Origin of the sequence: Fibrobacter sp. UWB7 (genome assembly GCF_900142945.1) — a bacterium.
Classification (GTDB): Bacteria; Fibrobacterota; Fibrobacteria; order Fibrobacterales; family Fibrobacteraceae; genus Fibrobacter.
Genome location: NZ_FRCO01000002.1, coordinates 1,003,813 through 1,029,484, shown reverse-complemented (window position 1 = coordinate 1,029,484; position 25,672 = coordinate 1,003,813). Strand labels below are relative to the sequence as shown.

The window sequence follows — 25,672 nt, the reverse complement described above, 5'->3', positions numbered from 1 at the left end:
TTCGAATGGCTTTTGATTTAAAAAACAAGTTAGCGATTGCTTTCGACAAGCGCGCCTCGTTATTCGAGGTAACGGATGCTTTGCGCATTGTGAATGGCGCTGCTGACGGCTTCCCGGGACTTACGATTGATAAGCTTGGTGACCGTTACCAGATGCAGTTTTTTGGACCGGAGCTTTTAACGAGCAAGACTGAAATTGTCGAGGCTGTAGCCGCTCTTTTCAATCCTGTTTGTGTTGTGACAAAGGAACGCCTTTCGAGCTCTGGAAAATCGCTCGAGAACGCTCCGATGGATGTCGTGATTGGCTCGCGCGAAGATGCCGTGGGTACCGTCCGCGAAGGCAATGCGCATTTCCATGTGGATTTGCTGGATACGATTAATCCGGGACTTTTTCTCGATATGCGCCATGTGCGTCTCGAAGTCGAAGAACGCTTCCGTGAAATGTCCGGGGAGAGCCTTCGCTTCCTCAATCTTTTTAGCTATACATGCAGTTTCTCCGTGCATGCCCGTCTAGGCGGTGCTGCTGTCGCTACAAACGCCGATATCAGTGGCAAAATTCTTGACAAGGGTCGTGAAAATTATGCCTTAAATGGGCTTGATTTGCGCCCTGGAGAGTTCTTCCGCGGTAACGCTATCGAATACGTTCACTGGGCTCAAAAGAAGGGCTTACGCTTTGATGGTATTGTGCTTGACCCGCCGAGCTTTGCGCGTTTCAAGGGCTTTAACTTCAATGTGCGCGAACACTTGATGCCGCTCGTTGCCGATTGTGCGACGCTTTTAAATCCGGGCGGCTTTTTCATGGTCAGTTCCAACTATAGTGAATTTAACTTGTCCGCTTTTGCCCGCGATGTGCTCGCCGCCGTTTCTTCTGTGCACCCGAAAGCAAAAACGTCTTGGAAAAAATCCCAAGACGTAGACTTTGTCGGTAGCGGTTCTACAAAAGATTCTTGCTTAGTCGCAACTCTTGTCGAAGTTTAATCTTCTCCGCCGTCCATTTCAATTTTGAGCTCTTTGAGCTTGCGCCAAAGTGTGGCACGGCTAATGCCGAGCTTTTTGCAGACTTCAGTCTTGTTGCCTTTGCAAATGCTTAAGGCATGCAGAATGTGCCTGCGTTCCATCTCGTCGAGCGAAAGAATTTCTTCTTCTTCGGCGGGCGCCGGATTATGCGTGATGAACTTCGTCGGGTTGTGCGTCAAAAGTCCTGCGCTATCCGTCTTGCCCGAAATCGGTTCAAAATGAATCGGCTTTCCGAATGGATTCTCGGCGGACTTCTCGTCATCTTCCGTATCTTCGACTTTGTTGTAAATAGACTCGCTGGAGCTTTCTTTATTGCTGCCGGCTTCCTTTATATGTGGAATGGCGACTGTCTTTTCACGGGCTTCTACTTGCACGTATTCGGGCAGGTCTTCGAGCTTGATGACTCCACCTTCCGAAAGCACAATCGCGTGCTCCATGATGTTTTCGAGCTCGCGGATGTTGCCGGGGTAGGGGTACTTTGTCAAAGCATAAAGAGCGGCTGGTTCAAGGTCGAGAATTTCCTTGCCCTGCGCTTCTTTGTTCTTTAAGATAAAGTAACGGATTAAGTTCGGGATGACGGGCTTCCTGTCGCGGAGCGGCGGAAGCTGCAAGTGGAACGTGTTCAAGCGGTAGTAAAGGTCTTCGCGGAATCGTCCTTCGTGCATGGATTTTTGCAAATCGCGGTTCGTTGCAGCTATAATGCGGATGTCCAGGTAACGGGCGTCCGTTTCACCCACGCGACGAATTTCGTGACTTTGCAGAAAACGTAAAAGCTTGACCTGGGTTGCCAGTGAGAGTTCACCGACTTCGTCCAAAAAGAGCGTACCGCCATTGGCGGATTCGAACAAGCCCTTCTTGTCGGCGGTCGAACCTGTGTACGATCCCTTCTTGCTACCGAAGAGTTCGCTTTCCACGAGGTTCTCGGGGATGGCGCCACAGTTGACTGGCACAAACGGTTCGTTTGCACGCTTGCTGTAGCGGTGGACGACGTTTGCCAAAAATTCCTTGCCCGAACCGGACTCGCCGGTTATAAGCAAGGTGCTGTTGGTCGGTGCGACCTTATAAACTGTCTTTAGAATTTTGCGCATCTCGGGCGTGTCGCCGAGAAGGCTGTCCAACACCTGGGATTCCATGAGCTGCGTGTTGGACTTGTTTTGCTGCTGAGCCTGGATTTTGCTTGCCGTGCTCTCAAGGAGCGATAGCGTGACCGGCTTCTTCAAAAAACTGCTGGCTCCACGGGTAATGGCGCTAGCAGCTCCCTGCCAGTTGCGGTCATCGCACAGTACAAAAATCTCGATACCAGGCTGGCGTTCCTTCAAATAGCTGATCAAATCCATATTGTCGAGCATTAAAAAAGGAACCTCGATAAACGCAAGGTCTATCGACGTTTTTTTTATTAGCGGCATCAAAGTCTTGTCGTCGGAGCAGACCAGGAGGTTCGTTCCGGCTACAGACCAGTTCCGTTGTAGCTCCTCGACAAATTTCCGATCAAAATCAGCGATCAGGATATTCATCATTTATGCTATTACGAATGTACCTTGATGATCTCGTCAACTTTGTTGCGGAGCTGCTGGAGGTCCAGCGGCTTGCTGAAAATAGCAGCAACATCGAAATGCTGTGCCGTTGCAAGGTAGTCTTCGGCGGAGGTGCGTCCACCACCACTAATCGCAATAACCCTGTCGCTAAGGCCCATGCGGCGGAGATCGAGGATGACTTCGAAGCCATCGCCTTCCGGCATGATGATATCGGTGATAATCACATCATAAGTATTCTTCTGATAAAGCGACTTGGCTTTCTTACCGTTGCATGCAGTATCGACAGTGTAACCTTTCAATTCCAAAGCAGACTTCAACATGAGGTTGAGCTGAGCGTCATCGTCAATGATGAGTATTGTAGACATTAAGCCTCCATTTTCTCGTTTCTTATAGACCAATATAGATTAAAAATAGTTCCTTCGCCCAATGTTGTTTGGACTGTATAGCCCGCATTGCCTTCTTTTAGCAGTCTTAATGCGGATGACAAGCCCAAACCGAGTCCTTCACCCGGTGCCTTGGTCGTAAAGAACGGTGAAAAGATGCGTTCGAGGGTGGCGGTGTCCATGCCGGTACCGGTATCCTCGACTGTAATTTTGGCGTACGTGCCCGCTTCGATCTGCGGGGCGTATGGCGTAATGAGCGGTTCCGTGAGCACTTCGCGCTTGAGGGCAATCGTGAGCGTACCGCCGTTTTCCTTCATGGCAAAGATGGCGTTGTTCGCGAGGTTGCTGATAATACGGTCGAGTGCAGAGACGTTTCCGACGATGCGGATGTTCTTGTCGAGGTTTTCTGCCTTGACCTTCACGTTCGGCGGGAGCGTAATCCAGAGCTTCTTCACCACGTCGTCGATAATCATGTACGGCGCAAATTCTGTCAGCTTGTCCTTTTCGGATGTCTTTCCGCGGATGGTGTTCAAAAGCTCTTCGAGCGATTCCTTACCGCGTGTTGCAGCCTTTCGGGCTTCCTGGATAAACATGTAAGCTTGGTTATCCTTGTCGAGCACTTCAAGGGCGAGATCGCAGAAGCCGATTTGCGAGCCGAGAATGTTGTTGTAGTCATGCGCGAAGCCACCGCAGATGGTGCCCAGTTCTTCGAGTCTCGAATGGATGTGCTTTTGTTCCTGCAACATGTCGCGTTCTTTTTCGAGACGCATTTCCTTGGTAATATCGATTTTGATACCGATGATTTTGTACGGTTTGCGGGGCGCCATAATTGGGATGAACATGTTGTTGAAAATCATGATATCCTTAGCAGCGCCCTTGCGGACTGCCATATTGTAGTCGTCCTGCTTCAAAATTTCGATATCGTCTTCTTCATCCTGGTCTTCGTTAAACGATCTCTTAATTCGTTCGTAAGAAATAAAGCTTTGCGGTTCGCCTTCGTTACGGGCTAAGAGTTCCTGCGGCAAAATCTTGCTGTCCGGTTCTGATGTCTGGAGCAGGTTTCCGCGGCTCTTGATGTCTGTCTGGTTTTGCGTCATGAACACGCCCTGTTCGTTCTTGGACCAGAAGCGGAAGGGGAGTGTACTGATAAGCGTGTCTAAGAAGTACTTACTTTCATCGACCTTCTTCTTCCAGATGTTCAGTCGTTCCTGATAACGGATTTGGTCGAGCTGGTATTCCTTGAACTGCTCATCGCGGGTCTTGATAATTTGCTGGTAATGCAGCGTGTTGGAGACATCGCTGAAAAAGGCGACGTTATAGTTTGTTGTCAATGACTGGCGGATTTCAAAAATCGAGACATTAAAAATATGGTCTTCGTTATCGATTTTGACTCTAATCTTGTTGTAGGTCGATTCTCTTGCCGGGTCTTGTATTTGCGGGAATATGGACGTGATTTTCTTGTTGTGGAGGGCTTCTTGCGTTGTGTGTAAAATTCCAAGAGCTGCTGGGTTTGCAAGCTGGATTTCACCTTTGTAGTTGTAGTAGATAAGCCCGTCTACCATCTTGTCTTTTAGCTTGTCCAAAAACCAGGATGCGCTTTTGTTCTTGAACGATACGGAAGTGAAATATTGCCCCGAAAGGATTGCCAAGAATACCGAGATGAATTGCGACCATTTGAGGAATTGGTCGTAGTTACTGAATTTTGTGGAAATGGGAATAACGAAATCGAAGAGTGCCGCCAAGGTTACAAAGAATACAAACGAGGATAACATGTAAATGCTAACCTGGTAGGGGAGCGTCGTATCGCTAGTTTGTACAATGTTGCGTAGAATAATGTAGGCGGTAACGATGATGTTGGGGACTACGAATAAGCAGAACAGTAAAGAATAAAAGTTGAATACAGGGCGTTCTGCAAAGGGATGGTAACCAAAGAAGTTTAAATTGGGAATGAAGCTAGGATTACTGATAAAGAGATATGTCGAAATAAGAACCGCTAAAGCTCCGAAAATGTTCATGAGCTTCCAGCCGTTCTTGCGCTTTATCTTGAGACTGATTTCTGCGGTATGGTGTATGGCGTTCCCGAGCTGGATCCAGCCAAGGGCTGCCGCGCAGAATATGAGTTGCCTTGCCGTATAGGCTCTGGTCCCTGCAATAAAGTTATCGCCACTAAAGAAAATGTCGCCTATCAAGTTGCTTGCTTGCCAGAATATGCTGATGATGACCAGCTGGTGTATGGGGCGAGGGAGCTGCTTGACGGACGTCTTTTGACCAAGCATGATGGGAAAATAGCATACGATGATCAACGCTACTACAGTAAGCGTTATAACGTAGGGCGAGTTTGTAAATAGACTCTCTTGCATATTTTCCCAGCTTCTTGACCTTTTTACTTAGTTCTCTTGATGCCGAAGGTCTTTGTCTGATCGAACGAACTCTTCGTCGAGAAGTTCTTGATGAGCTTCTCGTCTCCCTTGACATCAGGATTGTTCATGTTTGGCGTAAATGTAGCTTCTATTTCTGCCTTGTAAATGTAGGCGCCAGTACCAACGGCTCTGTCATCCTTGGTGCGGATGCCAGACGGGGCCTTGTTTGCCCATTCGATGGCGAATTCCACCAGGTTGTTCGTCGAGAGGTACTGTTTCGGATCTACACTGAACGCTTGCTTGAACCTATTAACAAAGTTACCGAGGTTCGAGTATATCGGAATGCTGAACTTGACGAGGAGGCTTTCCCATGCGCATTCTTCACCAAACGAAGAGCCGCGCGGAACAGTCAGCTTCACGTCAAAGATGGCACCGCCGATATCTGCTGAGTCAATGGCGGTTTGTGTGACCTTGCCGCCCTGGATGAGGTCGAACTTGTTGTTCGACGGATTCCTGATGTAGAATCGCATGGTCTCGTCGGTGTTGACCTTAGAGTGGTTGAGCGAATTAGCATCGGTAACGGTTTCGCGGAGATGCACGTCGAACTTGATTTTCGGAGCGCCCTTGCCGTTGACCAAAACCCAGGGAACATCAAATTCAGGATAGTTGCCATTGGCATCCTTGAATGTGCTTGTCATCATGGAACCCATTCTCACATAGTCGCCTTCCATGACGGTGCCTGCGAGGCTGTTCATGTAGAGGAAGGTGAGGCTCGAATTGCTCTGCGAGAAGCTCCATGCGGAGAAGTTGCTGCTAAACGCATTGGAAAGTCTTTCGGCACGCTTGTGTCTGTAGAATTCCTGAGTCGAGTCTGCAACAACGAGAGGTTCGCTGACGGTAATGTTCAGAACGTCGGCAGAGTTTGTCTGGTTGATTGTTGCGGAAACAAAGACCGGACCGACCTTGTCTTCGGCGAGGACCGAGTTCGATTCCGTGGCGGCGCCTGTACCGAGGTACTGCGTGACAAGACCTGCATGAGTCAGCATCTTTCCACCTGGGAGTGCTCCGTCGTAGTTACCTGCGGTATTGCCGAACTGGAACGGCTTTTCAAGGTCGATAGCGAGGTTTTCACCGTTGAGGGCGAACTTGCTCTTTTCGACCTTAAGCGTTTCTGGCTTTGCGATACCGAAGATGATTTCGAGCGTATCCGGTGTGTGCTTGGCGTCAAGTGCCTTGGAGAACTGTACATCGACGTGGCTTGCATAGCCGTTCTTATCCTTGTCGGTAATGACGGCGTAAGTCATCGGGATCGGGAGAATCTTCAGGAGGATTTCGACCTTTTCTGGTGTGCAGAGACCGGCTACGCCGTTGCCGTTCAAGTCCTTGATGGAACCTGCCGGGTCGAGTTGTCCCCACATGCCTGCAGTGACTACAGAATTGTTGCTTGCATCAAAGGCGATTTCGAAGTCCCAGATGTTCTTCGATTCATTGTAAAGCTTAGCCGAGAGGACCGTCGGTGTAGCAGCCTTTGTAATGCCGTCTGCTGCGTAAAGGATGAGCGGAAAGTTTGTGCCCGGAGCAGAAATCGGTTCGCTAAATTGCAGATAAACGTGATCTGCGTTTGCCGTATCCTGGCGTTCGAGGACTGTAGCTGAAAGGAGTGCGGGCGGAATGCCGTCGGAATAGGAATCTTCGACGGTCTTGACCTGTCCTTCGATATTACTTGTAAGCGTAATCTTTCCTGTGGCGTTTGTTACGATGTCCTTGATGTCGTCAAATTCGACAACGAGCGACTTGCCATTAAGGGATTTGACCTTGTTCGCATTGATGGTCGTGCTTCCGTAAGTGAACGAAATAGACGTGAAACTCTGGTTTGCCGTATATTCCGAAGAAAGCGTGATGTCCATGGCATCCGGGATGTGGTCGCAGTTCAAGTCCACAATCTTTGCCACGTCGATAATCGGCCAAGGCGGCAATTCTTCGATGTCGAGTTCCGCAACTGCCGGCGTGTAGGCGTAATCTGCGGTATTGGCGTGTGTTGCAGAAATAGTTGTCTTCACGGCGACCTTGGAGCTCACGTAGATTGTCGCAACACCGTCATAAAGCGTTATGGTTGTTACCGGAATAGTGGCTGTGGGGTCTGTATAGAAGAGAACATTCGGATCATCGCTAACCAATTCGACGTTCAGGTTCTTTTCGTCCTTGTAGAGCTCGAGATTGCTGTCGAGGAGCGAAATCTGGACTTCAATGAACTTGTCCTTATAACCGACAATATTGCTCTTGTCGAAAACGAGGTAACGTTTTTCGAGTGGCTTCGTGATACTGTCGATTTCAACGTTGCTACGGACCACGGCACAGGCGCAGTCATACTTGTTTTCGTCCTTCATATTGGCATTTCGGTTATGCCAGGTGACCCATTCCATGTAGTTGTTGCCGTAGGCGAGAGTCGTATCTGTACCGAAGGCGATAGAGTCGGTGCGCTTGGTGTTGGGGTATTCAAACTTGTACGGGTTGCTGTTCATTTCAACAGCATCGAGGACACCCGTCGGCGAAACCTTACTTGTGGCGGCGTACGTTGTGAGCGGATCTTCCCTTTCAACAGAGTATCTCGGGCTTACGAACGGGCTCGTGAATGTTGTTTCGATGGTGCGTTTGACTTGCGGGCCATTTTCTGGCGTGTAGTCCGGACCGTAACCGTAGATGTGTTTGCCGTGGTAATAGACGGTAATATAGGGGTCACGGGTAAAGGCAACGACTTTTTCACCGTTGGAATTGTGTTCAAGGAATGTCGTTTCAGAACCCTTGAAGTAAGGAGCTTGTGTCAAGTCAATGCCTTCGAAATGTTCCGGATCGGTTTCTTCGGTGTGTGCGCGGAGTGACCAGGAACCTTCGATGTCCTTGAATTTCACTGTCTTTACATTAGGATCGTAGTTGTGGAAGATGATTTGGATAATCAACTGTCCAGAAACTTCTAGTTTGCCTTTGACGTTAATGGGGAGGTAATAGCCTCCAAAACCGTCTTCCTGAGCGCTTCCGAAAGTAACGCTAATCGGCTTACCCATTTGACCGTCTCCACCGAAGTTTTGGTGGCAGTTTCCGAGTGCGGAGAGGTTTGGATCTTTGAGGTACATACGCACTTCAAAGTCTTCGAATGGTACGGTGTCGTTGTTTGAAAGCGACATGATGAAGGCATGGCAATCTTGCCATTGGCTACAGGCTGCTTCTCCACCGTAAGAACTCGGTTTCAAAGAAATATCGAGGTCAGCGTAGGTGGCGTGGGTTTCTGTGGTAAATGAGTATTCTTCAGAAGTCTTTGCGCCCGAGGAAACGGTAAAGTAATAGGTCGTACCGGCTTCAAGTCCTGTGAGTTCAGCTTCGTGGAAAAGGACGGCGCTGCCACTTGCATTTTGGGTTTCAGTGTAGGCTCCCTTGGCCTTTCCGTAGTTGACGACGCCGTTCAGACGGTCGGTGCTCCACCAGTAAATCTTTGCACTGCGATGGTCTACCTGGCAAATCGTAACTCCCTTGATTTCAGTCATTTTGGGAGTCATGGTAAAGGAGTACCAATAACCATGGTTGTCATCAGTCGTGATGTTTCTCTTGGTGTCCATGCCTTCGAGGAAGAAGTAATATGTCTGTCCAGGAATGAGGCCGGTAAGCGTTACAGAACCGCCCTTAGAGGCTGTGGTCTGCTGCACTGATTTCGGATTGGCGGAATTGGGGACGACGTCGTAGAAAACCGTAACAAGGGCGACTTCATTTGCGTCCCAGCTTACGATAGCGGTAGAGTCTGTAATCGGCGTTCCGACGATGTTGCTAAAAATCGGGCCTTCGTTATCGGGCGGGAGTGTTTCAGCAAGGCTCTGGGCCGGGAAGAGGAACTGTGCCGAGAAGTCAATGCATGTTTCGGTAGAGGTGTATTTGCTCCAGTCTTCGATAAGTGTTTTTTCCGGATCGCGGCCACCCATGAGTGCACCCTTCGGGCAGCGGTACTGGTAAGGCATGCCACCGGTATTGAAGCCATCGGGGTTTGCAGAACGGTTGTGCGGGTGTTGCGGGTTCTTGTCACCTGCGCCCATCAAGAGGGAAATATCCCACGGGTTTGCGCCAAGTGCGTAGTACATGTTGTCGAGAGCGACCTTCAAATAGCGTTCGTCCTTCGTGAGTTCGTACATCAAGAAGATGGAAACGGCTGTACCCAGGTTGTAGCGGATCACGCCCCAGTCAAAGCTAGTCCATACAAGGTTGTAGGGTGTAATGACCTTGAGGTCTGTCGGACCTTCATGAGCTTCGCTTTTTTCGTTGGAGTTTACCCCCGGATTGACGAGAACGGTAGAGTCTCCCTGGTTTGTGGCGTCATTCAAAATTTTGCGGAATGTTGCCATCGTACGCATCGAGAGGGAGTCGCGTTCGATTTCTGTAAGACCGAATTCTGCAGCTGTTTCAGTGCTCTTCAAAATCAGGTTCTGGAATGCAAACAGCACATAGGTGTGGATGTTCTGGTAGTCTGTTGCCCAGCCGCCAGGAGAAAAGCCACTTTCATTGCCGAGAAATCCTGCCTTGAAGTAGTCCAGGTTGAATCTAGAGTTGGTGGGGTTGTTGAAAATGTTGGTGTTCTTGTAAAGGTCATAGCGGTAGGTCGTGTCCTTAGTGGCGTACCACAAGGCGAGTGCAGCTGCCGCACCATCGTCATAACGCGGACCGCCACCGGTATAGAATCCAGGGAATGATGTCGTCTTTCCCATTTCGTTTCCGTTACCATAGTCAAAGAGCGGCATCATCACGTTCTTGTAAATGTCTTTTGCTGCTTCGATGAGCGTATCAGAATAGGCTGGGTCGTAAACGCGATAGCCGGCAGCGACGTTTGCAAGGGCTGCAACAAACATACCCGAAGTGTTTGCACCTATGCCTGTGAGCACAACGCGGTCTGGACCGCCCTTAGATTCTGGCTGAGCGTCCTGACGTTCCGGCAAGTCCCAGAATGAGTGGTCTTTTTCGTCAACGCCCACGGAATGGTACATGTCATTTTGGGCAATCAATCCATCTTCTTTGGAGGCCTTGTAAAGCTTGAGTATGTAATCGGCACCGATTTTTGCTTCGTAGAGAATATCCGGGATGCCGTCTGTAAAGACTGTGTCAGCATAAGAATGACCATAGCGGTCTTCTGCCTTGTTGGGGTAGGTAAGGTAAACCATCGAAAGCACGTAGGCGGTATAGCCAAGAGTTTCAGAAACCTTGAAATGGTCACCACAGTCGTGCCAACCACCCGTCAAGTCATGTCCGACTTTGGAGCCGTCTTTCAAGTGGCAGGGCTTGTGGAAGTGCGAATCTGTATTACCGCAGCGCTGGATCCCGAAGAACTGCAAGGAGTTTTCGAGGATGGAGTTGTAGATGGAAGGGTGCACATGGAATGTTGCCGATGTGTCTTTGCCCACGACAAGGAAGTATTCGCCCGTTGTTGAAAGCGTAGTAAAATCGGCTCGGTACAGGTCTTCTTTTTCTGTGCTGATGGAGTCCTGTTTACCAAACTCATAAATGCTTTCCAACGAGTTGAATGCGCCGTTAATCCAGATGTTTGGCTTTGTAGCGCCTTTCTTGATAAGCGAGAGGTTTCCGCCACCTGGAACTTCTTTACCGCTGTTCGCATCGATGACTTTGAAGGTCATTTCCTTTGGATCGGCGACATAGGCGTACTTGTAGTCTTGCGGTCTGAATCCGCTTTGGTTCATTCGGATCGGACGTCTGTTGTAGACGTTCAACGAGTCCAAATAGCGTCGGCTACAGGTGGTACATGTTCTGTCTATGTTCGGTAGTTCTGCCTCTGCATAATCCATGCAGAACATAGCAAGTAAAGAAACAATGCTGAGTAATCTTTTCATACTTTCTCTTCTTTTATCCAAAAATAAAGAAGCCGCCAGGATGGCTAGATCCTGGTGGCTGCCTGTTTATAATTACTTTCTTCTCTTGAAGCCAAGAGTCTTGGTCTTGCTGTCAGTTGCCTTTTCGACTCTGGCGCCCACTTCAGCACAGGATGCCTTGTAGTCGTTGGTCGTCTCGTCGAACTTCGAGGCGCAGAAGGATTCTGCCGTAAAGTCGAACTTCGCGATGTAGGCGCCTGTTCCGATCTTGTTGCCCTTCTTGGCGACCGGGGCTTCGTTATCCTTGGCTGCCCATTCCACGTTGAGCTTCAGGATGCCGTTGTCGACGAGGTTACGGACGTTCGAGAAGTTTTCGCTCGGGATGTCGAGCCTGTAGGTATTGATGTACTGACCGAGGTTATCGTAGAGGTCCATGACGATCTTCAGGTGGATATCGTACATGGGCATGCCGTCCTTGGTCGTGAAGCTTGCAGAAGGCATTGTGACTTCGATCTGGAAGTTCGGACCTGAACCCACATATGCAGCGGTGTCGGCGACTCCGAGGAGTGTTCCGTTGCCGTTGATGAAGTTGTTCTTGCCTGCGATAACCGCTGTCGTCACGAATGCGTCGTTTGCGGTCGCTTCCGGTCTTCCGATGTAGGCGTTCTGCGAGGGTGTCGAGACCGGCTTGGAGAGCGTCACGTTGAAGCGGATGTTATCATCGCCTGTGATGCGGACGTAGGGGTTGAACTTCGTCGGGGCATTGTTGTTCTTGTCGACGTAGGCGGCGCCGAGTTCCTGCGGGACGAGGCGGATGCGGTCACCGGCATGGACGACGTTGTCCTTCTCATTGTAGATGAAGTACGGGGTCTTGCTGGAGCCCTGCGGTTCGTCAGGCGGGATGTATTCGTCGCGTTCGCGCTGGATATACTTGCCGTTGTGGTCCAGAATCGTCAAGGGTTCGGACATGTTGACGGTAAGCATGCCCTTGACCAGGCGTGCCGTGGAAATGACCGGGGCGCACTTGTCATACAGCGTGTAGGTCGTTTCGAAGAAGCCGTTTGCAGCACCCTTGAGCGGGGATACCGTTCCGTTGCCGTCCTTTTCACCGCTGGTAGCGCCATAGGGGTAGGCGTTGTCCGCCGGGATGGTAATTTCGACGATGCTGTAGGTGTTGACGGAATCCTTCGTCGTGACAGAGTCAATCTGAACAACGAACGGTGCAGATACGGAGTCGCGGATGGTCCAGTAGGTTTCCTTCGGCTTGATGACTCCACCCGTGGTGTCGGCTGTCGTCTTGAACGTGCGCGTGATGCCCGGGTCACCCCAGATCGTCACGACGCTATCGAACATGTCCTTCGTCTTGAGCTTTCTTTCGAACATCATGTAGACTACGTCCGGAATACCGTCGCCTTCCTTGTCGATCATTTCGGCATGGTAGATAGGTACCGGGCGGGAAATGAGCGTTACAGGTACGGTCGGCTTGCAGCCAAACGGGTCAATCTGGTTAAAGCTCTGGTCGGTAATGTTAAAGTCGTCACTGTTTCTTGCTGCAGCCTGTGCACCGATGGGTACGAGAGAATTGTTCGTATTTCCACTGATGATGAGCTGCCAGCTCTTGCCGTTGTTTGTGGTTGTTGCGGGGCTGACGAGTGTCGGCGTTCCTGCGGCACCCGAGATGACGAGCGGCCATTCGTTCAGGGACGAAAGGATGACTTCTTCCGAGAAGGCGACCAGGACTGTGTCGTATCCGCTCTTGTCGTCATCAGCCTTTTCGAGGATCGAGACGCTTGTGAGCGTGGGGAGGATGCCGTCTGTAATCTTGACCGTTTCGGGGGTTGCCGTGCCACGGTCTGTGACGTATGTCGTTGCTTTTCCGGACGGGCTTGCGTTTGTCGGGACGAGGCTTGTATCGATCGGGATGAACACTTCGTTCATGTCCACGTACTTGGAAGCTGTAAGCGGAAGCTTGACTGTGTCAGCCATGCCTTCGATAAAGTACTTGATGCTGTCGAGCGTGTAGCCTTCGGCAAGCTTGTTCGTGAAGATAATCTTCAGCTGGTCTGCCTTGTTGTCGCAGTCGGTGTCGATGGCGAGAATGGTTTGCGGAGTCGGCACCTTGGATTCGGCGAAGAATGTCTGTTTGGAGATGTCTTCTTCGTCATCCGGGTCGGTGTAGACAACCTGGATCGTATCGCCTGCGAAGAACGAAATTTCGGAAGTCTGGTTCCTCGTTTCCTTGGAATGGTTGACGGCGGTAATCGGGCCTCCGATAAAGTGACCGGGGTTCGCTTCGTCTGCTTTCAAGGTTACAACGAGCTTGTCGTTCTTCTTGTTGTTGATGATTTCGACATCGACGGTCTTTGCGTTGCTCTTGATCTTGTCCTTGTCCGTCAGGTCGATATAGAAGATGGTGCCTTCGGTATTTGCCGGGCTTACAATCGGGTTGCCTGAGGCATCCTTGATGACAAGAGTCGAAGCTGTAGCGTCGCCCTTGGAGAAGTTCACGTAATAGGTTCTGTTCTCGAAGGCGCAGCCGCCGTTTTCGGCACATGTTTCGCATGTGGGGTTTGCACCTGCAAAGATGGTGATGTCCACCTTCTTGGAGCCAATGCCCATCTTGACCGGAATGTCGAGATCCCACATGTCTGTCGGAATGTCATATTTAGCGATAATCTTCGTTCCGGATTCGTCCAAAAGCCACTTGTCGAGGCTGACGCCGTCGTTGAATGCCATGCCGCTGACCTTAACACCATTTGCCCAAATCTTGGTAATGTAGCCACCTTCGCTCACGTGAGCCTTGCCGGTAACATGAATGGTGCTGCTTGCCTGGTCGATATCGATATGGGAGCCGTTGGAAACGTTGAACGGAGGGTCGAGCGTGATATCCATCTTGTAGTTCGCTCTCTTGTTTTCCATTTCCTTCTTGGACGGGCTGTAACCCCAGATGAATTCGTCCTTGCGGTAGACGGACACATACGGGTTTTCGATGGCGAGATCAAGGTCAATATCACCCGCATCCTTTTCTTCGCAAGGCATGCCGGGGTAGTCTTTTTCTTCGTTGTTCGTGCGGGAATGCGGCATCCAGCTCCAGTCGCCCGGATTGGCGTCGATGGCTTGCTGGCTGGTGAGGTCTGTGACCCAGTGCCATTTGTTGTCGACGTCGGAATGGCAGTAGAGTCTCTTGTTCTGCGGCGGGATGTCGAGCGGATCGTCCTGACCAACAGCGCGGATACGTGCCACAAAGAGAACGTCAACGCGGAAACGGCTAGAAGACTTGATGACTGTAGAGCCGAGCGGGATCGGGAAGTACCACTGCCAGGTCTTTGTCTTTTCGTCGTAGGTATCTTCGATCTTGACCGGACGGGCATGGCGGAAACCTTCGTTCAGGTTGGCGAGTGTTGCCGCATCGCAAGCCTTGTTGAAGCCTGCTTCGTCATAGGCTTGGCAAATATCAGTACGGATGGCGACGTCATCGTAAAGGTCGTCGTCACCGCGCATGTACATACGAACCGTGAGGCTGTCGAACGGTCTTGCTTCGTTATTGAAAATGTTCATGTTGATGGCTGGCTTGCCATCCCATTCGTACTGGTATGTTCTCACGCTAAAGTCGTACCAGGTGACAGGCGTCGTGAACTTGAGCAAGTTGCCATTGTCGTCTACGGTAGACTGTGCGCCATTACTTTCTACCATGAAGTAGTAAGTCGTCTTTTCCTTGAGTCCACCGATCTTTACGTAGTGGAACTGCGTCGGAATGCCAGAAACGTCTGCGTTGCCGATGCCTGTGTTGTTGGCGAATTCAGCTGCCGTAGAGTGCGGCTTTGTATCCCAGTAGACCTTGGATTCGTATTCGCCGTTCGGGGTGTACCACATGATTTCGGCGCTGTCGGCGGTAACGTTACAGACGGTGACGTTTGCGATGTTTGCGTTTTCGACCGTGCTGAGCGTTGTGAAAGTGAACGGAGTCTGTGTGCTATCGACGAGGAACTTGGTCTTCGTGTTTTCAGGCTTGTAGGCATTAGCGCCTGTGACGTAGAAGTAGTAAGCGGTACCCGGCTTGAGGTCGTGGAGAACGATGTCGTGCTGGACGCCTGCGCCTGCACTTGCTGCGTTCAAATTGTACTGACCTTCAGTTGTGCCGTAAGAGATTGTTGCGGTGCCGCGCTGGGTGAGCTTGACGGTCACGATGGCGGAGTCCATGCTCACGTGGCGGATTTCCACGCTGATATCCGGAGCGAGAGTCTTGTCGACTTTATTGGCGGCAAGCATGCCTGCACTGACCAAAGTTGCAGCAGCATCGATACAGGTTTCAGAAAGGTGGTAGTCTTCCCAGCTCTTGTTGTCAGGAACCCAGGAGTTTGTCATGCCCGGTGTCACGCCACCGAAGAGGGCGCCTGTCGGCGGATTGTACTTGTAGCTTGCGCCCGGCATGTTCTTGCCTTCGGGGTTTGCTGCACGGTGGTGCGGGTGGGCGTCGTTCTTATCGCCAATACCGAGGATAAAAGAAACATCCCACGGGTTCACGCCAAGCATGTAGTTGAGCTGGTTGATGGCGAGCTGGTACATTTCATCGGCGTGCCAGTTTGGATTCGAAATGTGCGGGAGGGTAATGCCTTTCTTTTCTATGTCCTTGGCGACGTCTGCGTAAGCAAGAACTTCAAAGATGTTGCCGGTCTGGTAGCGGTTGTAAATCCAGGTCTGGTCCGTGTGCATCGTGTACCAAATCGGGTCGAACTGGAATGTACGGGATTTCCAGTTGCCGGTTGCCGGGAGCTCGATGGAGCCGCTTCCGTTTCCGCTCATGTCGTTCAAGTTACTGATCATGTCGATAATGCAGTCTTCGACAGCGTTCAGCCATTCATCTTCGGTCAAGCCGTATTCGGTCGTTGCTTTAGTCTTATCGGCGAGGATCAATTTATACAGGGCGTAAAGGGCATAGGAGTAGGCGTTTGCCCAGCTGGTGTTCTTGACGTCCTTGAAGAAACCCTTGTTGTTCGTGACGAACCAACCGCCTTGGAAAAATCCCGGACCTTCAGAATATTCCTGTCCTTGGACCATGTTCTTGTTGCGGAGCATGTCGTCGGCGTACTGCTTTTCGCCTGTTGCATAGAGGAGGGCGACAGAAGCAAGAGCCATGTCGTCGTAGAATTCGTTGTTCCCGTTGTAAGCGGGGCTGGACCAGCCGGCAGCCTTCTTGTTGTTGGTGTAGGTCTTGCCCTGTGCCATGGACTTTGCAAAGTCGTACATTTCTCTTGCGACTTTCAAGCAGCTATCGGCAAAATCCTTGTATTCGGGGTATTCGGCATACATCTTGCCGAGAATGGCCATGCCTGCAGCCGTTTCACCACCGATGTTGGCACCGATTTCGCCAAGACGTACGGTACGGGATGCCGGACCGCCACGGTCTGTTGCTGATGCAGAATTGTCGACAGGGAGCTTGTCTTGGTTTTCGGGACGGCCCCACCAGGCGTGGTCAGAACCAAAGTTACCGACGGAAAGAGCCATGTCATCGATGACTCCCTTTGCACGGACGTAAGCACGGAGGACGAAGTCTGCACCGTGTTTGGCTTCTCGGAGCATGTCCGGCATACCATCGGTATTGACTGTTTCGCCCTGGTTGAATGCATAATGGTCTTCGTCAGCTTCGGGGTTCGTGGCTGCCAAAACGGCGGCAACCATGAATGCGTACATCTGGGTTTGCGATTCCTTCAGGTGGTCACCGCAGTCGTAGTAACCGCCTTCAAGCGTACCTGCGAGAGCTGCGTTGAACGGTCCGCGGACGTCATCAGCTTCTGTAACGATAGGACCACCACCATCCAATGTGTGGCTGGCGGGATGGAACCAGGACTGCCCATTTCCGCTACGGTTGATGCCGTAGAACTTGAGGGCGGCGTCCTTCACCATGGAGTAAACCTTATCGGAGATAATGAATGTACTCGAAATATCGTTGCCTACCTTGATACGGAGGCGCGTTTCAGTCGGGACACCCTGAGGGATGTTACCGATCATTATGGTGCCGCTTTGACCCTTGATGTCGACTTGATAGCGTTTCTGGTCGTTGGTGGCGGCGTTTGTGCCTGCAATAATCGTCCAGTCAGAAGTGGTTGTTTGACCGGAGGACTTGAGCGTTCCAGTCACAGCAGGGCTAAGGGATTTGCCGTTGACATCGACAACTTCGAATGTCGTGGCTGTACCGACGTAATAGAATTGACGTTCTAAGTCTTTTTCTAGATAACCCGCCTGGTTCACGCGGATCGGAGACATGCGGTAGTTGATTGCATCCAAATATGCCTGGTTCAACGTATCGGGAATCAATGCGTTGGGGGCGTATGCTGCCGGAGTCAGGTTCTTGGGCAGCATGTTCTTTTTCTTGGTAACCGAGGTGTCAAAATACTTGAATACAGTACTATCCCATGTGAGTGGGAATGTGGGGCGAATCAAGTCATAAGGAGTCGGTTGTTCCTGTTGTGCCGCCATAACAGAGGTGGCGGTACACAATGCAATCAGATACTTCTTAATACTCACAGTGTCTCCTTTTACATATGTAAAAAGCGGGCAAAACAAGTCTTGCCCTCTAATTATATTCTCTCAAATGCTAAAATAGATTATTTATGTAAAAAAGTTTTGTGATATATTCCTTTTTTGTTCTCAAAATATTCTCTACTTTGCTTTTCTGTTTGTTAAAGCGTATCATATGAATAAAGAAAATGAAAAAGTGGGATAAAAGGAATCAAAAAAATTCCATTTCCATAAATTTGTATACAAAAGTTTACGTAATGTATTTGATAAAAAGTCACCTGGACTGCTAAATCCAGGCGACCTTGCTGCAATTACTTTCTTCTCTTGAAGCCAAGAGTCTTGGTCTTGCTGTCGGTTGCCTTTTCGACTCTAGCGCCCACTTCAGCACAGGATGCCTTGTAGTCGTTGGTCGTCTCGTCGAACTTCGAAGTACAGAAGGATTCTGCCGTAAAGTCGAACTTTGCGATGTAGGCGCCTGTTCCGATCTTGTTGCCCTTCTTGGCGACCGGGGCTTCGTTATCCTTGGCTGACCATTCCACGTTGAGCTTCAGGATGCCATTGTCGATAAGATTTCGGATTGCGGCAAAGTTTTCACGTGGAATGTCGAGCCTGTAGGTGTTGACGTACTGACCGAGGTTATCGTAAAGGTCCATGACGATCTTCAGGTGAATATCGTACATGGGCATGCCATCCTTGGTCGTGAAGCTTGCAGAAGGCATTGTGACTTCGATCTGGAAGTTCGGACCCGAACCCACATATGCAGCGGTGTCGGCGACCCCGAGGAGTGTTCCGTTGCCGTTGATGAAGTTGTTCTTGCCTGCGATAACCGCTGTCGTCACGAATGCGTCGTTTGCGGTCGCTTCCGGTCTTCCGATGTAGGCGTTCTGCGAGGGTGTCGAGACCGGCTTGGAGAGCGTCACGTTGAAGCGGATGTTGTCATCGCCAGTGATACGGACGTAGGGATTGAACTTCGTCGGAGCGTTGTTGTTCTTGTCGACGTAAGCGGCACCGAGTTCCTGCGGGACGAGGCGGATGCGGTCACCGGCATGGACGACATTGTCCTTCTCGTTGTAGATGAATGCTTGAGTTTTACCAGAACCTTGCGGTTCCTCGGACGGAATGTATTCGCCACGTTCACGCTGGATGTATTTGCCGTTGTGGTCCAGAATCGTCAAGGGTTCGGACATGTTGACGGTAAGCATGCCTTTGATCAATCGTGCCGTGGAAATGACCGGGGCGCACTTGTCATACAGCGTGTAGGTCGTTTCGAAGAAGCCGTTTGCAGCACCCTTGAGCGGGGATACCGTTCCGTTGCCGTCCTTTTCGCCGCTGGTAGAGCCATAGGGGTAGGCGTTGTCAGCCGGGATGGTGATTTCGACGATGCTGTAGGTGTTGACGGAATCCTTCGTCGTGGAGTCGGGAAGCATGACTTTGAACGGTGCGGATACAGAGTCGCGGATGGTCCAGTAGGTTTCCTTCGGCTTGATGACTCCACCTGTGGTGTCTGCCGTTGTTTTGAATGTGCGCGTGATGCCCGGGTCACCCCAGACTGTCACGACGCTGTCGAACATGTCCTTCGTCTTGAGCTTTCTTTCGAACATCATGTAGACCACGTCCGGAATGCCGTCGCCTTCCTTGTCGATCATTTCGGCATGGTAGATAGGTACCGGGCGGGAAATGAGTGTTACAGGTACGGTCGGCTTGCAGCCAAACGGATCGATTGGGTTGAAACTTTGGTCGGTGATGGAATAGTTGTTGGTCGTTTTTGCGCCAGCTTGGGCGCCAATGGGTACGAGAGCACTGTTGGTATTCCCACTGATGATGAGCTGCCAGCTCTTGCCGTTGTTCGTGGTTGTTGCAGGTCCAACGAGAGTCGGAGAGCCTGTTGCTCCTGCGATGATAAGCGGCCATTCGTTCAAGGAAGAAAGGATGACTTCTTCCGAGAAGGCGACGAGGACTGTATCGTATTCGCTTTGGTCGTCGTCTGTTTTTTCGAGAATCGAGACGCTTGTGAGCGTGGGGAGAATGCCGTCTGTTATTTTTGTGGTTTCTGCATTAGGCGTCCCTTGGTCGGTAATGTAAGTTGTGATTTTCCCGGAAGGGGAGGCGTTGGTCGGGATAAGACTTGTGTCGATGGGGATGATGACTTCGTTCATGTCCGCATATTTCGATGCTATGAGCGGGACTTTTACGGAATCAGCCATGCCCTCGATAAAGAACTTGATGCTGTCGAGCGTGTAGCCTTCGGCGAGCTTGTTCGTGAAGATAATCTTCAGCTGGTCTGCCTTGTTGTCGCAGTCGGTGTCGATGGCGAGAACCTTCTGTGGCGACGGAACCTTGGATATGGCGTAGAACGATTGCTTCGAAATATCGTCTTCGTCATTCGGGTCGGTGTAGATGACTTGGATGGTGTCGCCTGCGAAGAAAGAAATCTCGGAAGTCTGGTTTCTCGTTTCCTTGGAATGGTTGACGGCGGTAATTGGACCTCCGACAAAGTGACCGGGGTTCGCTTCGTCTGCTTTCAAGGTTACAACGAGCTTGTCGTTCTTCTTGTTGTTGATGATTTCGAGATCGATAGTCTTTGTATTACTCTTTACTTTGTCTTTATCCATCACGTCAATGTAGAATGTCGTGCCTTCCGGATTGGCGGGACTTATAATTGGGTTGCCAGAGGCGTCCTTGATGACGAGCTGCGATTCTGTGGCATCGCCTTTGGAAAAGTTTACGTAGTAGGTTCTGTTCTCGAAGGCACAACCGCCGTTTTCTAAGCAGACATCGCACGTGGGGTCTGGTCCTGCGAACAGAGTAATGTCGACTTTCTTGCTCCCGATACTCATCTTGACTGGGATATCAAGCTCCCACATGTCTGTCGGAATATCGTATTTAGCGATAATCTTCGTTCCGGATTCGTCCAAAAGCCACTTGTCTAGGCTTAAGCCGTCGTTGAATGCCATGCCACTGACTTTAACGCCATTTGCCCAAATTTTGGTGATGTATCCACCTTCGGAAACGTGCACCTTGCCGGTAACGTGGATGGTGCTGCTGGTTTGGTCAATATCGATATGGGAACCGTTGGAAACATTGAACGGTGGATCAAGTACCATGTTGATTTTGTAGTTCGCTCTTTTGGTTTGCATTTCCTTCTTGGAAGGACTGTAACCCCAGATAAATTCATCCTTGCGGTAGACGGATACATACGGATTCACCGGAGCGGCATCAAAGTCGGTATCTCCTTCGTCTTTTTCGATACACGGCATGCCGGGGTAATCCAGTTCTTCGCCATTTGCGCGTGAGTGCGGCATCCAGCTCCAGTCTCCCGGATTTTCGTCTAAAGTGGGGGCGCCCGGAGTTTCGTTGGACGGGGCATACCATTTGTTGCCAGAATAGCAATAAAGTTTTTTATTCGGCGCTTCGTTCATCAAGTCCTTGTACGGAGGGTACGGACTGCGGTGATCGAATCTCACGTCAAAGCGCAGGCGGCTAGAACTCTTGATGACGGTCGAACCGAGGTTTAGCGGGAAGTACCATTGCCAGGTTCCCGTAGCATCATCGTAGGTGTCTTCGATTTTGACAGGATGGGCATCGCGCAGGAGTCTTGCGAGTTCCTCGATGGTTTCTTCAGGGCATGAGCCGCTGAAACCCGCTTCGTCGTAGTCGTTGCAAATGTCTGTGCCCATGCCGATATCGTTTTCGATTTCGTCGGTACCGCGCATGTAAAGGCGGATGGTCAAGCTGTCGAATGCTCTTGATTCGTTATTGAAAATATTGATGTTGACCATGGCCATATCTCCTTGCCAAGGATATTGGTAAGTTTTTACGCTAAAGTCGTACCACATGACGGGTGTTGTGAATTTTAGCGGCTTGTCGTCATCGTCGACATTGGCAAATGTGCCATTGCTTTCGACCATGAAGTAATAAGTCGTCTTTTCCTTGAGTCCACCAATCTTTACGTAATGGAACTGGGTTGGAATGCCGGATACATCTGCGTTCCCGATTCCGCTGTTGTTTGCATATTCGGCTGCTGTGGAATGTGGCTGGGTATCCCAGTAAATTCTGGATTCGTATTCGCCGTTGGGAGTGTACCACATGATTTCGGCGCTGTCAGCAGAAACGTTACAGACGGTGACGTTGGTGATTTCTGCGCTTTCAACGGAACTTCGGGTCGTGAATGAATAAGGAGTTTGTGTGCTGTCGACTAGGAACTTGTTTTTTGCATTTTCTGGTTTGTAGGCGTTTGCGCCCGTAACGTAGAAGTAATAGGTGGTGCCTGGAGTCAAGTTGCGGAGGATGATGTCGTGCTGGACGCTTTTGGTATCATCTGTTGCGGTAAGAGTGTATTCACCTTCTGTGGTGCCGTAATGAATTACAGCTGTACCGCGCACGGTGAGATTGACTGTTACGATGGCGGAGTCTGTGCTTTTGTGGCGAATTTCTACGCTTATGTCTGGCGCCTGGGTCATGTCGAATTTGTGGGCGACAAGGCTGACTGCGCCTAAGAACGTTGCCGAGGCGTCGATGCAAACTTCGGATTTTTCGTAGTCTTCCCAGCTCATTGTTTTGGGGACAAATGAGTTGGCTCCACCGGGTTTGATGCCTCCAAGGAAGGCGCCAGCGGGGACTTTATACGGGTAATGACTGCCGGGAACATTGGTTCCTTCGGGGTTTGATGCGCGGTGGTGCGGATGCGCGTCGTTCTTGTCTCCAACACCATAGATAAACGAAATGTCCCATGGATTCACACCGAGCATGTAGTTCATCTGGTTGATGGCGAGCTGCTGCATTTCGTCGGTTTTCCAGTTGGGCGTGCCCATGTGCGGGAGCGTGATGCCTTGGGCTTCTATGCTTTTGGCGACATCGACGTATGCCATGACATCAAAAATGTTGCCTGCCTGGTAGCGGTTGTAAATCCATTCCCCCGAAGGAGATGCCATGTTGTACCAGTCGGCGTCATATATAACTTTGTTCGGTTTCCAGATGATGCTTCCCATGGGAAGTTCGATGGATGCATTTCCGGCACCTTCTGACATGTCGGAAACGTTGTAAATCAAGTTGGCAACGCAGTCTTCAACGGCGTTCAGCCATTCATCTTCGGTTAAACCGTATTGCGTGATGGCCTTGTTCTTGTCGGCGAGGATGAGCTTGTACAATGCGTATAGAGCGAATGTGTAGCTGTTTGCCCAGCTAGTTGTCTTTACGTTTTTTAAAAAGCCCTTGTCGTTTGTGACGAACCAGCCACCTTCAAAGCAACCGGCACAGTTTTCCATATATTCCTGAGTTGGAGCCGTTTCACCTTTGTCGCCAATTTTTACTCCTGACGGCACTAAGTTTCTGGTACGGATCATATCATCGGCGTATTGCTTGTCTCCGGTGGCGTAGAGAAGAGCTACTGAGGCGAGTGCCAGGTCGTCGTAAAATTCATTGTTGCCGTTATAGGCTTGACTGGACCAGCTTGCTGCAGATGTGTTGTTCTTAATAGGCTTGTCGCCGTCATAAGTGCTTTTGCCTTGAGCGATGGCTTTTGCCATGCTGTACATCTTTTGGGCGACCATCAGGCAGCTGTCTGCAAATGCTTCGTATTCGGGATAATCCTTGAACATCTTGCCAAGAATGGCGAGGCCTGCGGCAGTTTCGCCGCCAATGTTCGAGCCTATTTCGCCTAAGCGGACCATTCTAGAACTTGGGCCACCACGGTCTGTTGCTGATGGCGAACCATCTACCGGAAGACCATCTTGGTTTTCCGGGCGTCCCCACCAGCCGTGATCAGATCCTTTCGCTCCAATGGAAAGAGCCATATCGTCGATAATGCCTTTTGCTCTTACGAAAGAACGGAGTACAAAATCGGCGCCGTGCTTCGCTTCGCGGAGCATGTCCGGGACGCCGTCGCGTCCGCCTGCTCCGTGGTTGTATTTGTAATGGTCGACGTCCACATCCGGGTTTGTGGCTGCCATGACCGCTGCTACCATAAAGGCGTACATCTGGGTCTGGGATTCTTTCAGGTGGTCACCGCAGTCGTAGTAACCGCCTTCGAGAGTTCCTGCCATTGAGGCATCGTAATGGTTTCGAACTTCGGTTTTGTCGCCGACGGTTACTGCACCGGCGCCATCTTTAGTGTGGCTTGCTGGGTGAAACCAGGAATCTCCGTAACCGCTGCGGTTGATGCCGTAGAATTTGATGGTGGCGTCCTTGACCATGGTGTACACCTGGTCGGAAATGATGAATGTGCTAGAAATGTCGTTGCCGACTTTAATGCGGAGGCGGGTGTCGGTGGGGAGTCCCTGCGGAATGTTTCCGATCATGATGGTGCCGGATTGACCGGTAACATCCACTCTATAGCGCATCTGGTCGTTTGTGGCGGCGTTTGTGCCTGCGACAATGGTCCAGTCAGAGGAGGTTGTATGACCTGATGACTTTAGCGTGCCGGTAATGGTTGGGCTAAAGGGCTTGCCGTTGACATCGACGATTTCAAAAGTCGATGCGGTTCCGATGTAGTAAAATTGGCGTTCCTTGTCGCTTTCGAGATAGCCTGCTTGGTTCACGCGGATGGGCGACATGTGGTAATTGATAGCATCGAGATAAGCTTGGTCTAGAGTATCAACGATAAAGGCGTTCGGTGCATAAAATGGAGTTGTCTTGATTTTGGGAATCGTGTTTCTTTTCTTGGTGACCGATGCATCATAATGATCAAAAACGGTCGTGTCCCATGTTAGCGGGAATGTTGGCCTGATCAGGTCATAAGGAGTGGGTTGCTCTTGTTGCGCGTTTGCAAATTGTACAACAACACACAGTATCAAAAGATACTTTATGATAGACATCTTTCCTCCCAAACATGTAAAAAGGCAAAAATGAATTTTGCTCTATTACTTTATCTACTTAAAAATGAAAATAAATTATTTGGATGGAAATGACTTAAAATAAATTTATTTCTGTTCTCAAATTGTTCCTCGTTTTTGCAAAATTTGGGTACAAAAAAAGACCGCCTTTCGGGCGGTCTCTAAACTTTTGGGAAAGCGTTGAATTGCGCTTATTAGTCGTCCCCAGTGAAGATGATCACGAGAACAGATGCAATGAATGCTGCAGACACGGCGATGAATTCCCACGGATTGTCCATGACGGCGGACTTAGCGGTGCCGCTGGTTTCCTGAGCAACTTTCTGTTCTTCTTCAGCCTTTGCCTGAGCTTCTGCTTCGGCAGCCTTCTTTTCTTCTTCTGCCTTAGCGAGAGCGGCGGAGTCAACCGGAGCTTCTTCGGCCTTAGCTTCGAGAACTTCAGTAGCTTCAGCGGCCTGAGCCTTAGTGGTATCTACGACAGCCTGTGCCTGAGCCTGAGCGGAGTCGGCGGTTGCTGCTGCCTGTGCAGTTGCTGCCTGTGCGGCGTCAGCGGCCTGAGCCTGCGTTGCTGCGGCTGCTTCTGTTGCCTGTGCCTTAGCGGTGTCGGCTACTGCGGTTGCCTGAGCCTGAGCTGCGGCTGCAGTGTTTTCTGCAGTCTGGGCTGCTGCTGCCTTAGCGTCAGTTGCCTGAGCTTGAGCGGCTGTTGTTGCTTCTGCGGCCTGAGTCTGAGCAGCGGCTGTGGCTTCTGTAGCCTTAGCTTCTACTGCAGCAGGTGCTTCGGCTGCTTTTTCAACCTTAGCGGCGACGGCCTTCTTAGCCGTTGCTGCCTTGCTAACCTTCTTTGCTGCCGGAGCTGCAAAAACCATGGCTGCCGAAATCATCGTAGCAAGCAGAATCTTTTTCATCATTCAATCCTCTTATAAAATGAGTTTTTTTGTTTCGTTATCAAAAATAATACATCTTCTGTGATTTGGGTCATGGAAAAAGTAAAAAAGTTCAAAAAAAATGTGAAAAAGGGGGATGAATGGTCGGTTCTGGGGGATAAGTGGAACGAATTTGGGTGGCTTTTTCGACGGAAAGAATTATTTTTTACAGCCGAAAGTAACGAAATAAGGTTTTTAGTAGTTGGTCATTGGTTATTAGATATAATTGCGCCTTTGGCGCCTAAATAAAA

Annotated in this window: 9 protein-coding genes; 2 read left to right on the top strand and 7 right to left on the bottom strand. The window is 50.4% G+C overall.

What is annotated here, in order from left to right; translation table 11 throughout:
• The first annotated feature begins 5 nt into the window (after positions 1–5).
• Positions 6–977 carry a class I SAM-dependent rRNA methyltransferase gene (locus BUC30_RS09815; RefSeq protein ID WP_073424658.1) on the top strand — a complete coding sequence of 324 codons (972 nt, stop codon included), beginning with the start codon at positions 6–8 and terminating at the stop codon, positions 975–977.
• Here BUC30_RS09815 and BUC30_RS09810 read toward each other — a convergent pair.
• From BUC30_RS09810 to BUC30_RS09780, 7 genes are all read right to left on the bottom strand, one after another.
• Positions 974–2,533, bottom strand: a complete 1,560-nt coding sequence (locus BUC30_RS09810) for a sigma-54 dependent transcriptional regulator (protein ID WP_073424657.1) — start codon at positions 2,531–2,533, stop codon at positions 974–976. The genes BUC30_RS09815 and BUC30_RS09810 overlap by 4 nt on opposite strands.
• An 8-nt stretch (positions 2,534–2,541) precedes the next feature.
• Positions 2,542–2,916 carry a response regulator gene (locus BUC30_RS09805; RefSeq protein ID WP_073424656.1) on the bottom strand — a complete coding sequence of 125 codons (375 nt, stop codon included), beginning with the start codon at positions 2,914–2,916 and terminating at the stop codon, positions 2,542–2,544.
• On the bottom strand, positions 2,916–5,210 hold the full coding sequence (locus tag BUC30_RS09800) for an ATP-binding protein (RefSeq protein WP_073424655.1): 2,295 nt from the start codon (positions 5,208–5,210) through the stop codon (positions 2,916–2,918). Before BUC30_RS09800 ends, BUC30_RS09805 begins: the two co-directional genes overlap by 1 nt.
• A 107-nt stretch (positions 5,211–5,317) precedes the next feature.
• Positions 5,318–11,173: a glycoside hydrolase family 9 protein gene (locus tag BUC30_RS09795; protein WP_073424654.1), complete on the bottom strand. Its 5,856-nt coding sequence runs from the start codon at positions 11,171–11,173 to the stop codon at positions 5,318–5,320.
• Between the two features lie 72 nt (positions 11,174–11,245).
• Positions 11,246–17,677, bottom strand: a complete 6,432-nt coding sequence (locus tag BUC30_RS09790) for a glycoside hydrolase family 9 protein (protein ID WP_073424653.1) — start codon at positions 17,675–17,677, stop codon at positions 11,246–11,248.
• Between the two features lie 305 nt (positions 17,678–17,982).
• Entirely contained in the window at positions 17,983–24,483 is a 6,501-nt protein-coding gene (locus BUC30_RS09785; RefSeq protein ID WP_073424652.1) for a glycoside hydrolase family 9 protein, read from the bottom strand.
• 212 nt (positions 24,484–24,695) lie between these two features.
• Positions 24,696–25,406, bottom strand: a complete 711-nt coding sequence (locus tag BUC30_RS09780) for a hypothetical protein (RefSeq protein WP_073424651.1) — start codon at positions 25,404–25,406, stop codon at positions 24,696–24,698.
• Positions 25,407–25,475: 69 nt separating this feature from the next.
• Here BUC30_RS09780 and BUC30_RS09775 point away from each other — a divergent pair, with 69 nt between their 5' ends.
• Positions 25,476–25,670 (top strand): hypothetical protein, encoded by a 195-nt coding sequence (locus BUC30_RS09775; RefSeq protein WP_073424650.1) that lies wholly within the window; start codon positions 25,476–25,478, stop codon positions 25,668–25,670.
• Positions 25,671–25,672 lie beyond the last annotated feature (2 nt).

Coding starts and splice junctions, on each gene's coding strand:
- BUC30_RS09805 (WP_073424656.1), bottom strand. CDS start 2,916: ATGTCTACAATACTCATCATTGACGATGACGCTCAGCTCAACCTCATG.
- BUC30_RS09810 (WP_073424657.1), bottom strand. CDS start 2,533: ATGATGAATATCCTGATCGCTGATTTTGATCGGAAATTTGTCGAGGAG.
- BUC30_RS09775 (WP_073424650.1), top strand. CDS start 25,476: ATGGAAAAAGTAAAAAAGTTCAAAAAAAATGTGAAAAAGGGGGATGAA.
- BUC30_RS09795 (WP_073424654.1), bottom strand. CDS start 11,173: ATGAAAAGATTACTCAGCATTGTTTCTTTACTTGCTATGTTCTGCATG.
- BUC30_RS09815 (WP_073424658.1), top strand. CDS start 6: ATGGCTTTTGATTTAAAAAACAAGTTAGCGATTGCTTTCGACAAGCGC.
- BUC30_RS09800 (WP_073424655.1), bottom strand. CDS start 5,210: ATGCTTGGTCAAAAGACGTCCGTCAAGCAGCTCCCTCGCCCCATACAC.
- BUC30_RS09780 (WP_073424651.1), bottom strand. CDS start 25,406: ATGATGAAAAAGATTCTGCTTGCTACGATGATTTCGGCAGCCATGGTT.
- BUC30_RS09785 (WP_073424652.1), bottom strand. CDS start 24,483: ATGTCTATCATAAAGTATCTTTTGATACTGTGTGTTGTTGTACAATTT.